This is a genomic window from Sphingomonas sp. Leaf38 (assembly GCF_001421825.1).
Classification (GTDB): Bacteria; Pseudomonadota; Alphaproteobacteria; order Sphingomonadales; family Sphingomonadaceae; genus Sphingomonas.
In genome coordinates this window covers 413,128-426,453 of the sequence record NZ_LMLD01000012.1, presented here as the reverse complement: position 1 = coordinate 426,453, position 13,326 = coordinate 413,128, and the positions used below count along the sequence as shown (strand labels likewise).

Below are 13,326 nucleotides of genomic sequence, written 5' to 3'. Positions count from 1 at the left end.
GGGGGCGGGGGCGGGGGCGGGGGTACACCCTGTCGATACGGCTCGATCCTTTCGGACGCGAGCCTGCGGCCGCGGCAGAGCGCGCGAACGCACCGTGCGCTATTCGCTCTCGGCGCTAGTGACACACCCGCCTCGCACCGCCTAAACGGAGGGGATGTGGCAGCTTTACCAATTCCCCTTGTGTCCCTTCTCGCGAAAGGTGCGCCTGCTGCTGGGCGAGAAGGGGGTCGGGTATGAACTCGTCCGCGAATCGCCTTGGGATCGGCGCGACGAGTTCATGGACATGAATCCCGCCGGGCAGACGCCGGTGATGGTCGACGCGTCGCGCGGCGTGGCGCCGCTGATCGATTCGATGGCGATCTGCGAGTTCTTCGAGGAGACCGTCGAAAAAGCCGCGATGATCAACGGCACCGCCACCAACCGCGCTGAAATCCGCCGGTTGGTGACGTGGTTCGATACGCATTTCTACCGCGACGTCACCGGACCCTTGTTGCACGAGCGCATGGTCAAGCGGCTTGCGCATCGCGCCGCACCCGATGCCAAGGGCCTGCGCGAGGCGATGAAGGCCGCGGTCGGGCATCTCGATTACATGGACTACCTGCTCGATCATCGGAACTGGCTGGGCGGTGCGACAATGAGTCTCGCCGATCTTGCCGCGGCCGCGCAGATTTCGGTCACCGATTATCTCGGCGGGATCGACTGGAAGGGGCACGACCAGACCGCGCGCTGGTATCGCGGCTTCAAGAGCCGCCCGAGCTTCCGCCCGCTGCTGTCCGAACGGATGGAACTGATCTCGCCCCCGTCGCACTATGACAATGTTGATTTCTGAGATGCCGTCCCCTGAGATCAGCTTCCCCGATTTCGAGAAGGTCGACATCCGCGTCGGCACGATCGTCGCGGCCGAACGCTTCCCCGAAGCGCGCAAACCCGCGTTCAAGCTACGGATCGATTTCGGCCCGGAGATCGGCGAGAAGCGCTCGTCCGCGCAGATCACAGACCATTATGCACCGGAGACGCTGGTCGGTCGCCAGGTCGCGGCGGTGGTCAATTTTCCACCGCGCCAGGTCGGGCCGATGATGTCCGAAGTTCTGACGCTCGGCTTCCCCGATGCGGCGGGGAAGGTGGTTCTGATCTCGCCGACCGCGCAGGTCCCGAATGGCGGTCGGTTGTTCTAGATGGCTACTCCTCCCCACGGCGGGGGAGGAGTGGCACCTCTAACTACCGCAGGTCGCTTTGCGTGATCGGTACGATCTTCACCTCGACGCGACGGTTCGCAGCGCGGCCGGCATCGGTATCGTTCGACGCGATCGGCTGCGTCTTGCCATAGCCGCGCGTGCCGATGCGGGCGCTCTGCACGCCGTGACCCGACAGGTAATCCGCGACCGAGCGCGCGCGGCGTTCGGACAGCGCCTGGTTATACTGGTCGCTGCCGGTCGAATCGGTATGGCCGTACACGTCGACATAGGTCTGGTTGTACTGCGCCAGCGTATCCGCGACCTGGTCGAGCGTACGCTGGAACTGCGGCTGCACGGTAGCGCTGTCATATGCGAAGGTGATGCCCGACGGGATGTTGAGCACCAGGTCGTCGCCCTGTCGGATCACCTGGACGTCGGTGCCAGCGGTGCGGGCGCGCAGGTCGCGCTCCTGCTTGTCCATGTACGCGCCGATCCCTGCGCCGGCCAGGCCGCCAATGCCCGCGCCGAGCAGCTTCTCGGTACGATCGCGACGCCCACCGACCACGTCGCCGAGCAGATAGCCGCCGAGCGCGCCGCCGATGCCGCCCAGCGCGGTCTTCGAGATCGTCTGGCGACCGGTCTCCGGATCGGTGGTGCAGCCGCTGGTGGCGATCAGCGCGGCCAGTGCCGCACCTGCGAACATCTTGGTTTTCATAAACACTCTCCCTGGAACGATGGTCGGCAACGATATGCCCGATACGGCCGATAACCCGATTTCGGTAGCGATTGTTCCGCCTGCGCATCAAGCCGCGGCGCAACAATGCCCAAGTCCGTCGTCGCGCCAACATGCAAGGACGGTTGTGCGATCGCCCGTTGTCCTGCAAAGAGCGGTCGAGCCAATGGCACCGCTTCCCCCCTTCCCCTGGATCGACGTTGCGATCATCCTCGCGCTCGTCGCGTTGAACGGCGTGTTCGCGATGAGCGAACTCGCGATCGTTTCGGCGCGCAAGGCCCGGCTCGAGGCGATGGCACGCTCGGGCAAGAAGGGCGCGCGCGCCGCGCTGCTGCTCGCGGCAGACCCCGGCAAGTTCCTCTCGACCGTCCAGATCGGCATCACGCTGATCGGCATCCTCGCCGGTGCCTATTCGGGGTCGAGCCTCGGCATGCCGACCGCCGCGCGACTGCAGGGCTGGGGACTGTCGGCCGCGACCGCGGAAACCGCCGGGTTCGCAATCGTCATCGGCCTGACGACGTTTGCCTCGCTGATCATCGGCGAGCTCGTCCCCAAGCAATTCGCGCTGCGCTCGCCCGAGGTGATCGCGTCGTTCATGGCGCCCGTCATGCGCTGGCTCGCGATCGGCACTGCGCCGATCGTCTGGGTGCTCGATTCGACCAGTGGCCTGATCTTCCGCCTGCTCCGCCTCGACCGCGAGAGCGAGGAGCACGTCACCGCCGAGGAACTCCACCTGATCGTCGCCGAGGCGTCCAAGTCGGGTGTGATCGAGGAACATGAGCGCTCGATCATCTCGGGCGTGGTGCGCCTCGCGGATCGCCCGGTTCGCGAAGTGATGACGCCGCGCACGGAGATCGACTGGCTCGACTGCAACGGCACCAGCGACGAGATCCGCAGCACCTTGCTCGGTTCGCAGCACACGCGGCTTCCGGTTGGCGACGGCTCGATCGACAAGGTCCAGGGCGTCGTGCAGGCGCGCGACATCGCCGCCGCGCTGTTTCGCGGCGAACCGCTCGACCTGCGCGTGCTGATGCGGAAAGCGCCGGTGGTGATCGACCAGATCGACGCGATGGACGCCTTGCTCGCGCTGCGCGAGGCCGAGGTGCCGATGGCGCTGATCCACGACGAATACGGCCATTTCGAAGGCATCGTCACGCCCGCCGACCTGCTCGCGGCGATCGCCGGCGAGTTCAAGTCGGATTCGGATCCGGACGACGCGCCCTCAGTGGTCGTCCGCGACGATGGCTCGTTGCTCGTGGCGGGGACGATGGCGGCCGATTCGCTCGCCGACCGCCTTGGCATCGATCTGCCCGAGGACCGCGATTACGCCACCGTCGCGGGTCTTGCCCTGTCGGTGTTCCGCCATCTGCCGGGCGAGGGCGAGAGCTTCGTCGAACAGGGCTGGAAGTTCGAGATCGTCGATCTCGACGGCCGTCGCATCGACAAGCTGCTGGTGAGTGAAGTCTGACGCCGGTGCGCCTGCGTTTCCGGAAGATCCCCCGGTAAATCACCCCCGGTAAATCAGACGCCGCCGCCTCAAAATCGCCTCCTCTCGGCAGAGGCTGGGATATCCCGTTGGAATGCGCGACCCGGGCCTTGCTGCCGGCGCGTCAGCGTGCGCTTGCGGGCCGTTCGACGGACGTATCGGCGGACGTATCGACGGACGTATCGGCGGACGTATCGACGGGGGGCGCCCCGGCGGCAGGCGTCTCCGAGACCGGCTTTGCCCCAGGTTCCAGATCGCTCGGCACGAACGGCACCACGCTCGGCGGTGGCCCGGACATGCCCGCGGGGTCTCCCTCGACACGGCCGTGGAGATGATCGATCTCCGCCTGCCGCCGGTTGAGATAGAAGGACCGCGTCGCCGCGTACGGATCGGGCGAATTGTCGTGCAGGTCCTTCAACGTCTGGTCGAACTCCGACCGGTGGTCGAGTGCGCCCAGGATCCCCGCCGGAGCCGTGTACGACGTGCTGTTGAACGGATGACCGACGCCGACCGGCAGGATCAATCGGTCGATCGCGCCACCGAACAGATCGCGGATCGTCGTCGGACCGACGATCGGCAGGAACAGGAACGGGCCGTTCTTCACGCCGTAATAGCCGAGCGTGTTGGCAAACCCGTTCGACCGTCGCGGCAGGTGGAACGGCTTGCGCTTCGCCATGTCGATCACGCCGGCCACGCCGATCGTCGTATTGATGGCGAACCGCCCGACCGTCTCCGCTGCCTTGCCCGGCTTGAACTGCAGGAGGAAGTTCAGGAAGACGATCGGCTCGCGCAGGTTGTACAGGAAATTGTGGATGCCGCGCCGGATCGGGCTCGGCACGGTCTTCTTGTAGGTTCGTGCGACCGGACCGATCACGGCGTCGTCGACCTTCTGCGTCACCGCGAACGATTCGGCATTGACCGCGCGAAGCGGATCACCCGCGGTTTCCTTGCGTCCGGTAACGACGATATCAGACGGGGACCGTTCCGAAGCGGGGGTGCCGATCGGGGGAGGGCCGATCGGCGGAATCTGCTGGGTCGGCACGCCTTGCGGCCCGGCCTGTGTCTGACCAGCCTGTGTCTGAAGCGTGACCGCCGGAAGCGATGCGTTTAACGCCAGCGCAGAGACGGCCATCGACGCGATCGCGGGGACGTCATCGGTAAACGGCGATGGCACGGCACCGGGCGATACGCCGGACACCGCCCACGCATCGTCTCCGATCACGACCGGACCAGCCGGGAGATGCACCGGAGCGGCCGTCAACAGCATCGCACTCATCATTACCAGCATGTGAACTCATCGCCCTGTCTACCGCCCTCATACTTCGAGGTGCGACGCGTCGAGACATGCCCGTCGGCACGCGTCCGGCATAGAGCCAATCGACAGTACCGGGCGTGTTGGCAGGCTGTTACGTGTTGAACGCGCGGCCTATCACGCGGGTGGCGATGGCATCGCTCACAGTTTGCCGAACACGCTCTCGAACCCGGCCTTGTCGCCCGCCGCGAGCAGCCGTGCCTGCTCGATCCAGCGATCGCGGCCCATGCGCCCGGTGAAATTGCCGAGTTGCGCGTCGATACGCTGCGCCTCGCTCTCTGACAGCGCTGCCATCTGACCGACCGTCGCAACGCCGAGCGACGCCAACTGCGCGGCGACCTTCGGTCCAAGCCCCTTCAACTGCGTGACGGGGCCGTCCGCATAGGCAGGCATTGGCTGGCTCGACTCGACGGGGTCGGGCGCGATCGGGGTGGGCTTGATCGGGGCGGACTTGACCGCATCGGGTTCGACGGCTGCCGGCGGTGTGATTTCGGTCGCAGGGCGCGCCTCCGGCGGCGCGGCGGCGGCGATCGGCTCGTCTGCCATCCGGTGCGGCGTTGCCGGGGGGGCGGCGCGCGGGATGTCGGAAATCGGTGCCGGTGCATTTCGCGCCTCAGGGGTGCGCTCGGGCTCGGATTGGGGCTGGATCGGGACCTGCGCCTGGGCCTGCGCCGGTGCGACGGGTGCTACGGTCTGCGCCTGCCGCTGCGACTGTGAGGCGTTGAAAGGATCGGGTGTGGCCTTGCCCGGATCGGGAACCGGCAGTGCCGGAACGCCGGCTTCCTCGGCGTTCGCGATCACGTCGCGCGATGCCTGTACGCGGCCGCGTTTCGCCTTGATGCCCCACAGCAGACCGATGATCACCAGGATCGCCACGACGGCGATGATCGTGAAGTGGATCGCGGTCAGCGTGGCGATGCCGTCTGGCAGCAGGCTCAGACCCGAGGCGGAAGTCGCGGAAGTTTCGTTCATGCTCATACTCGTAGCGATGCGCGCGAAGGGCGGCGAGGCCTAATCGGCAAGGCGGTCATGTCTGATCCTCCCCCTGGCGGGGGGGATAGCCAGCGTATCACCCGCGCGCAATTTCGCGCCAGCCGATGTCGCGGCGATAGAAGCCCTCCGCGAAGTCGATCGCCTCGACCGCGCGATAGGCGTTCGCCTGCGCCACGGCGACGTCGTCGCCGGTGGCGGTCACGGCCAGCACGCGGCCGCCCGATGCGACCAGCCCACCGTCCTCGAGCCGCGTCCCCGCGTGGAACACGGTGCCGCCGGCATCGCGCGCCGAATCCAGCCCGATGATCGCGCCGCCCGCCTTGGGCGTGCCCGGATAGCCGTCCGCGGCCATCACCACCGTCAGCGCGGTCTCGTCGCTGAACTGCGCCGCGGGCATCTCGCCGAGACGCCCTTCCGCGGTCGCCAGCATCGTCGCGAGCAGATCTCCCTGGAAGCGCATCATCAGCACCTGCGTCTCGGGATCGCCGAACCGCGCATTATATTCGATCAGCTTGGGCCCCTGCGGCGTCAGCATCAGCCCCGCATACAGCACGCCCGAGAACGGCATGCCCTCGGCTGCCATCGCCGCCACCGTTGGCGCGACGATCTCGTCGATCGCGCGCTTTTCCAGCGCGGGCGTCAGGACGAGCGCGGGGCTGTACGCGCCCATCCCGCCGGTGTTCGGCCCGGTATCGCCCTCGCCGACGCGCTTGTGATCCTGCGCGGAGCCGAACGGCATCAGCGCCACGCCGTCGGTCAGCACGAACAGGCTCGCTTCCTCGCCGTCGAGAAATTCCTCGATCACCGCCTCGGCTTCCCCATCGGCGAACAGCGCATCGAGCGCAGCCTCGGCCTCGGCGGCGCTGAACGCGATGACGACGCCCTTGCCCGCGGCCAGGCCGTCCGCCTTGATGACGACCGGCAGCGAGAAGGTGCGCGCGAGCGCGGCATCCGCCTCGGCGCGCGTCGTGACCCTGACATAGCCCGCGGTCGGAATCCCGGCGCGCAGGCACAGATCCTTGGTGAAGCCCTTCGACCCCTCAAGCTGTGCCGCCGCCTTCGAGGGGCCAAACACCGGGATATCCGCTGCGCGCAACGAATCCGCCAGCCCGTCGACCAGCGGCGCCTCCGGCCCGATCACGACCAGCCCGACCGCATGGTCGCGCACGAACGCGACGATGGCGGCGTGATCCGTCGCATCCAGCGACACGAGCGTCGCAAGCCGTGCGATCCCGGGGTTGCCCGGCGCCGCATACAGCGTATCGAGGCCTCTCGATTGCACCAGCTTCCACGCGAGCGCATGTTCGCGCCCCCCCGAGCCCAGCAGCAGGACGTTCATGCCCGATCCCTTTTCCGATGACGTGTCGAGTGACATGGGGCGGCTGGTAGCCGAGCCGGTCGCCGGCGACAACGCACTCGCCATGTCGGTCGGCGAGCTCGCGTTCAAGCTGAAGCGGATGGTCGAGGGCGAATTCGGCCATGTCCGCCTGCGCGGCGAGATTTCCGGCTGGAAGCGCGTTGCCTCGGGGCATTGCTACATGTCGCTCAAGGACGACCAGGCGGTGATTGATGGCGTCATCTGGAAGGGCAATGCGTCGAGCCTCGCCTTCGTGCCGCAGGACGGCATCGAGGTGATCGCGACCGGCAAGCTGACCACCTATCCCGGCCGCTCGAAATACCAGATCGTGATCGAGCGGATGGAGCTGGCCGGCGCGGGCGCACTGATGGCGCTGCTCGAAAAGCTCAAGGCGAAGTTGGCGGGCGAGGGGCTGTTCGACCGGGCGCGCAAGCAACCGCTGCCGTTCATGCCGCGGGTGATCGGCGTCGTGACATCGGGCACCGGCGCGGTGATCCGCGACATCCTCCACCGCCTGGAGGATCGCTGCCCGACGCACGTCATCGTCTGGCCGGTCAAGGTGCAGGGTGAGGGCTCGGCGAACGAGATCGCCGCCGCGGTCCGCGGGTTCGACGCGATCGCGCCCGGCGGACCGGTGCCCCGCCCCGATCTCGTCATCGTCGCGCGCGGCGGTGGCTCGGTCGAGGATCTTTGGTCGTTCAACGAGGAGGTCGTGGTGCGCGCGGTCGCCGGCTGCACGATCCCGATCATCTCCGCGGTCGGACATGAGACAGATACGACCTTGTGCGATTTCGCCGCCGATCTGCGCGCGCCGACGCCGACCGCGGCGGCCGAGATCGCGGTGCCCGTGCTCGCCGACCTGCGACTGACGATCGACAGCCACCGCAACCGCACCGAACGCTGCGCCCGCCGCCACGTCGAGCGCGGCCGCGAGCGGCTCGACGCGCTCGCGCGGTTGCTGCCGAAGCGCGACCAGTTGCTCGGCCCGCAGCGCCAGCGCGCCGACGATTTCGGCCAGCGGCTCGATCGCGGGCTGGAGCGGCGGCTGACGCTTGCGCGCGGCAGTCTCGATCGGTCGGGCGCCGCGCTGCGTCCCGCCACGCTCGAGCGCAAGCTCGAGGCGAAACGCGCGCAGTTCGACGCGACATGGCGCCTCGTCCAGTCGCTCAACCCCGACGCGATCCTCGACCGCGGCTATGCCCGCGTCACCGCGCGTCCCGGCGGCGAGACGCTCGCCTCGGCCAAGGCGGCGCGCGAGGCGGGCACGCTGACCCTCCACTTCCGTGACGGCGTGGTCGACGCGGTGACCGACACCGGTCTTGAGCGCCCCGCCGCCAAAACCTATGCTGCGCCCAAGGCCAGGCCCGCGCCGGACGCGTTGCCCCGCCAGCCCACCCTTCTATAGAAGAGCCCGATCATGCTGATGTCCAACTCCGACCGCGCCGCGCGGCTGCACTATATGGCCAATGGTTTTCGCGTGCTCAGCCCGGGCGACCATGTCGCCTGCGCCGCGACCGGCCACCGCATCGCGCTCGAGGATCTGCGCTACTGGAGCGTCGCCCGCCAGGAGGCCTATGCCACTGCCGCCGCCGCCAGCGAAGCGATGGCGCCACGATGATCCGCGCGGCGGTGCTCGTCCTGCTGGCAGCGACCAGTGCGACTGCCCAGCAAGCGCCGCCGCCTACCACCGCGAGCCAGCCCGCATTCCGCTGGACCGGCACGCTGAGCCAGGGTGGGCTGATCCTCGGCACAGCGCCTACCGGAACGCGGGCGGTCACGCTGAACGGCAAGCCGATCGCACTGGCCCCTGACGGCCGCTTCCTCGCCGGCTTCGACCGCGACGCCGGCCCGCAAGCGTCGCTGACCGCGACATTCGGCGACGGTCGCAATGTTACGCAAAGTCTCAGGATCGCGCCGCGCGCGTGGCGGATCGAGCGCCTCGACACGCTCCCGAAATTCCCCGCGCCTGACCCGGTCTTCGCGAGGCTCCGCCCGCCCGAACTCGCGCAGATCGTCGCCGCCCGCGCGCGCATGACCGATGCGCAAGGCTGGCGTCGGGCGTTCGCGTGGCCCGCCACCGGTCGCATCTCCGGGCTGTTCGGATCGCAGCGCGTCTACAAGGGCGAACCCGGCAGCTATCATTCGGGCACCGACATCGCGAAGACCACCGGCGCGGTCGTCACCGCGCCCGCCGACGGCGTCGTGATCCTCGCGGCGGATCACCCCTTCACGCTGGAGGGCAATCTGCTGATGCTCGACCACGGCATGGGCCTCAACAGCGCGTTCCTGCATCTGTCGCGGATCGATGTGAAGCCCGGCGATCACGTCACACAGGGGCAGCCGATCGGTGCCGTGGGCATGACCGGTCGCGCGACCGGCCCGCACCTCCACTGGAGCCTGCGGTGGAACGACGCGAAGCTCGACCCGATGCTGGTGGCGGGACCGATGCGCCCCTAATTCTGGCGCTTGGCCTTCACCCCGGGTTGGCCGCCGACGCTCAACCGGAAGCTGCCGAGTGCGGCGCGCTTGATGATCACCTTGTCGTTCGCCCTTGGCCGACGCGCGATGATGTTGTCGTCGGTCTGCACCCAGTGCGCCCCGTCCGCCAGGATGAAGCTCCAACGCCCTGCGTCGTCGACCGAGGCGTTGGCCAATGTCGTCTCGATCTGCGGCAGGTCATCGCCGCTGCCGAAGAGGCCGATATCGGGCAGGCTGATGCCGAACAGATTCCGTCGGGTTTCGCGAACCTGCTGCTGATCGATCACGACGACGGTCTGGGTTTTCTCTGCGGAATCCAGCGCGGCCACCGATGTGTCGAAGCATGTCAGGCGCGCCGCCGGATCGGCAATCGTCCGGCATTGCGTCACTGCCATCAGCAGCGGCGCGCGTTCCATCTTTCGGGGTTTTGTCGCCCCAATGGCGGGGCCCGTCACGGCAATCGCCACTCCCCAGGCAACCATAATCATCGCGATCCGCATCGTCGTCGTCCAGCCCCCGTTGCAACACGCGTGGCGTAGGCCGACGCCCGCAGTGCGGCAAGAGTCTCGTCGCGCCAGCGCGTCGGGCGGTCGTGTCGGCATCGAAACGGATGTTGCTATTTGGTGACATCCGGATCGCAATGCGACGAACGGGCGCCGCTTTGTTACTTTCTTTTGGACAAGGGCGTCGCGTCTTGCGACATCGCCCTCAGCTGCGGCCCTTCGGTCGCACAATGGATCGTGTCGGGCGGAAAAATTCGCCGATTCAAAGGGACCAAATAACCATGCGCAACCACATGTTTCGCGACTGCCTGCTGGCATCGACGATGATCGCAGGCGCGGTCATCGCGCTGCCGGCCTTCGCGCAGAATGCCCCGGCGCCAGCGCCCCAGGGTACGACGAGCGATGACGGCGCGGCGGCGACCACGCCCGCAATCTCCAATACGCCAAGCCAGGATCCCGCCGCTGCGGGTACGGCAGGCGGCGGCGACATCGTCGTCACCGGTTCGCGTATTTCGAACCCTAACCTGACCTCTGCCAGCCCGGTCACGGTCGTGAACGCTGCGGACATCAAGCTGCGCGGCGCGACGCGTATCGAGGACGTGCTCAACAGCCTGCCGTCGTCGTTCGCCACGCAGACCTCGTCGGTCTCGAACGGTTCGACCGGCACCGCGACGATCAACCTGCGCAACCTCGGTGAATCGCGCACGCTGGTGCTGGTCAACGGCCGCCGCCTGATGCCGGGCAACCCGTCGTCGAGCAGCACCGCCAGCGCTGCTGCCGACGTCAACATGATCCCCGCTTCGCTGCTCAAGCGCGTCGACGTGCTGACCGGCGGCGCCGGCTCGGTCTACGGGTCTGACGCCATCGCCGGCGTCGTCAACTTCGTGCTCGATACCGATTACGAAGGGTTCAGCATCGATACCTCGGGTGGCATCTACAACCACAACAACCGCAGCGCGCGCTTCAAGGCGCTCAACACCGCGCGCGGCTATCCGGCGCCCACCGGCCAGTCGTTCGACGGCACGCAGTTCGACATCAACTTCAAGGTCGGTGCCGGCACCAGCGACGGCCGCGGCCATGTCGTCGGCTATGGTGGCTACCGCAAGATCGGTGCGATCCTGCAGGGCTCGCGCGACTATAGCTCGTGCGGTCTGAACGCACCGGCGGGCAACGTCGGCAACGACTATGTCTGCGGCGGTTCGACCACCGCGTTCCCGGCGAACTTCTCGCTCGGCGATGCGGTCGTCAACGGCGCGGCAAGCGGCCTGCAGCAGCAATACACGCTGAACGGTGCGGGGGCGCTGATCCCCGGGCGGACGCTCTACAATGCGAACCCGCTGAACTATTACCAGCGTCCGGATACGCGCTATACCGCGGGCTTCCTCGCCAACTATGAAGTGAGCGAGGCGTTCAAGCCTTATGCCGAGTTCATGTTCATGGACGATCGCTCGGTCGCGCAGATCGCGCCGTCGGGTGACTTCAGCAACACCACCGTGCTGAACAGCAACAACCCGTTCCTGTCGGCGGCACAGCGCGCGACGTTCTTCCGCAACACGAACCTCCTGCGCGATGCCAACGGCAACGTCATCAACCTGACCAACCCCGACGGCACGCAGTACCAGCAGGCGAACGTCACGATCGGTCGCCGCAACGTCGAGGGCGGCGGTCGTCAGGCCGATCTTCGTCATACCCAGTATCGTTACGTCGCAGGCGCGCGCGGCGACATTGGCAAGGGTGTTTCGTACGAGGCCTATGGCCAGTTCGGCAGCACCGTGTTCAACCAGGTGTATCGCAACGAGTTCTCGATCTCGCGCACCACGCGCGCGCTCGACGCGATCACCGACACGCGTCCCGGCTTGGCCACGACCGGCCAGGCGGTCTGTCGCTCGTTCGTCGACGGTACCGATCCGAACTGCGTCCCGCTCAACATCTTCGGGTCCGCAGGCATCACGCCGGGCGCGTTGAGCTATGTTCAGACCCCGGGCTTCCAGTCGGGCGAGAACAAGGAAACGGTCGTCAACGGCTCGTTCACCTTCAAGGGTGCCGAGTACGGCGTGCAGTCGCCGTTCGCGAGCGAAGGCATCGCGCTGAACGTCGGTGGCGAGTACCGCAAGGAGTCGCTGAGCCTCGAGGTCGACAATGGCTTCCTGAGCGGCGATCTCGCCGGCCAGGGTGGTGCGACCTTGCCGATCCGTGGCAGCTACAACGTCAAGGAAGCGTTCGGCGAGCTCCAGGTGCCGCTCGTCAGCGATCGCCCGTTCTTCAACGAACTGACGGTCAACGGCGGCTACCGCTATTCGAGCTACAGCACGGCTGGTTCGGCGCATTCGTACAAGGGTGAGCTGGTCTGGGCGCCGATCTCGGACATCCGCTTCCGCGGCGGCTACAACCGTGCGGTCCGCGCCCCGAACACGCAGGAACTGTTCGCCCAGCAGTCGGTGCAGATCGATGGTGCGACCGATCCGTGCGCAGGCCTGGCCGTCAACGGCCTGGTCAACGGCAACACGCCGGCGCAGTGCGCACTGACCGGCGTTCCGGCGAGCCGCTTCGGTCTGGTCCAGGACAATCCTTCGGAGCAGTATAACGGCCTGGTCGGCGGCAATGTGAACCTGAAGCCTGAAAAGGCCGATACGTTCACCGCCGGCGTGATCCTGCGTCCTTCGTTCCTGCCGGGCTTCAACCTGTCGGTCGACGGGTTCCGGATCAAGCTGAAGGATCGGATCGGCGTCATCGGTGCCGACACGATCATCGCGCAGTGCCTTCAGACCGGCCAGCAGCAGTTCTGCAGCGCCATCAACCGCGATGCCAACGGCACGCTGTGGCAGGGTACCAACGGCTTCATCGTCGATACCAACGTCAACGCGGGTTCGCTGACCACGCAGGGTATCGAGACGTCGGCGGGCTACACCTACCGTTCGGACAGCATCGGCACGATCGGGCTGTCGTTCAACGGCACGTATGTCGACAAGTTCACGTCGGACAAGGCCGGCGCGAAGTTCGACTGCGCGGGGCTCTACGGCGCGCAGTGCCTGTACCCGATGTCGAAGTGGCGTCACCAGGCCCGCATCTCGCTGACCACGCCGAACGGCATCGGTCTGTCGGGTAACTGGCGCTACCTGTCGGCGACCAAGTTCGAGCGTACCAGCGGCGACACCGATCTGTCGGGTGCGTTCTACGCACGGGATGCCCGCGTGAAGGCGCAGAACTACTTCGATCTGGCCGGCACGGTTCGCGTCGAGGACAAGTTCACCTTCCGTCTCGGGGTGAACAACATCCTCGACAAGACCCC

At 67.1% G+C, this 13,326-nt stretch carries 12 protein-coding genes; 7 read left to right on the top strand and 5 right to left on the bottom strand.

Annotated features, from left to right (window positions below; translation table 11 throughout):
• The first annotated feature begins 154 nt into the window (after positions 1–154).
• Both ASE88_RS17455 and ASE88_RS17450 read left to right on the top strand, forming a co-directional pair.
• Positions 155–829, top strand: coding sequence for a glutathione S-transferase family protein (locus ASE88_RS17455; protein ID WP_055881773.1), 675 nt, complete (start codon positions 155–157; stop codon positions 827–829).
• Entirely contained in the window at positions 816–1,175 is a 360-nt protein-coding gene (locus ASE88_RS17450; RefSeq protein ID WP_056480316.1) for a tRNA-binding protein, read from the top strand. Before ASE88_RS17455 ends, ASE88_RS17450 begins: the two co-directional genes overlap by 14 nt.
• A 43-nt stretch (positions 1,176–1,218) precedes the next feature.
• Here the strand turns inward: ASE88_RS17450 and ASE88_RS17445 are convergent, their stop codons facing one another.
• On the bottom strand, positions 1,219–1,890 hold the full coding sequence (locus ASE88_RS17445) for an OmpA family protein (protein WP_055881766.1): 672 nt from the start codon (positions 1,888–1,890) through the stop codon (positions 1,219–1,221).
• A gap of 184 nt (positions 1,891–2,074) precedes the next feature.
• Between ASE88_RS17445 and ASE88_RS17440 the strand changes: the two genes are divergently transcribed.
• Complete coding sequence (locus ASE88_RS17440; protein WP_056480313.1) at positions 2,075–3,376, top strand: hemolysin family protein; 1,302 nt, start codon at positions 2,075–2,077, stop codon at positions 3,374–3,376.
• A gap of 142 nt (positions 3,377–3,518) precedes the next feature.
• Here ASE88_RS17440 and ASE88_RS17435 read toward each other — a convergent pair whose 3' ends face one another.
• The 3 genes from ASE88_RS17435 to purD all read right to left on the bottom strand — a co-directional run bounded on the left by ASE88_RS17435 (position 3,519) and on the right by purD (position 7,038).
• Positions 3,519–4,682, bottom strand: coding sequence for a VacJ family lipoprotein (locus tag ASE88_RS17435; RefSeq protein WP_056480310.1), 1,164 nt, complete (start codon positions 4,680–4,682; stop codon positions 3,519–3,521).
• Between the two features lie 165 nt (positions 4,683–4,847).
• Entirely contained in the window at positions 4,848–5,678 is an 831-nt protein-coding gene (locus ASE88_RS17430; protein WP_055881754.1) for a hypothetical protein, read from the bottom strand.
• Between the two features lie 97 nt (positions 5,679–5,775).
• Positions 5,776–7,038: a phosphoribosylamine--glycine ligase gene (gene purD, locus ASE88_RS17425; protein WP_056480303.1), complete on the bottom strand. Its 1,263-nt coding sequence runs from the start codon at positions 7,036–7,038 to the stop codon at positions 5,776–5,778.
• On the opposite strand from purD, the gene xseA reads away from it, so the two are divergent.
• The 3 genes from xseA to ASE88_RS17410 are packed head-to-tail and all read left to right on the top strand — an operon-like array spanning position 7,037 to position 9,513.
• Positions 7,037–8,461 (top strand): exodeoxyribonuclease VII large subunit, encoded by a 1,425-nt coding sequence (gene xseA, locus ASE88_RS17420; RefSeq protein ID WP_055881747.1) that lies wholly within the window; start codon positions 7,037–7,039, stop codon positions 8,459–8,461. The two genes, purD and xseA, sit on opposite strands and share 2 nt — an antisense overlap.
• Before the next feature lie 12 nt (positions 8,462–8,473).
• Positions 8,474–8,674, top strand: coding sequence for a DUF2093 domain-containing protein (locus ASE88_RS17415; RefSeq protein ID WP_055881745.1), 201 nt, complete (start codon positions 8,474–8,476; stop codon positions 8,672–8,674).
• Positions 8,671–9,513, top strand: a complete 843-nt coding sequence (locus tag ASE88_RS17410; RefSeq protein ID WP_055881742.1) for a M23 family metallopeptidase — start codon at positions 8,671–8,673, stop codon at positions 9,511–9,513. The genes ASE88_RS17415 and ASE88_RS17410 overlap by 4 nt, the downstream gene beginning before the upstream one ends.
• Here ASE88_RS17410 and ASE88_RS17405 read toward each other — a convergent pair.
• The gene (locus tag ASE88_RS17405; RefSeq protein ID WP_056480300.1) at positions 9,510–10,034 is read right to left on the bottom strand and encodes a hypothetical protein; all 525 of its coding nucleotides are present in this window, start codon (positions 10,032–10,034) and stop codon (positions 9,510–9,512) included. The genes ASE88_RS17410 and ASE88_RS17405 overlap by 4 nt on opposite strands.
• A 284-nt stretch (positions 10,035–10,318) precedes the next feature.
• On the opposite strand from ASE88_RS17405, the gene ASE88_RS17400 reads away from it, so the two are divergent.
• The coding region (locus tag ASE88_RS17400) for a TonB-dependent receptor domain-containing protein (protein ID WP_056480412.1) at positions 10,319–13,326 on the top strand (3,008 nt) is incomplete at its 3' end.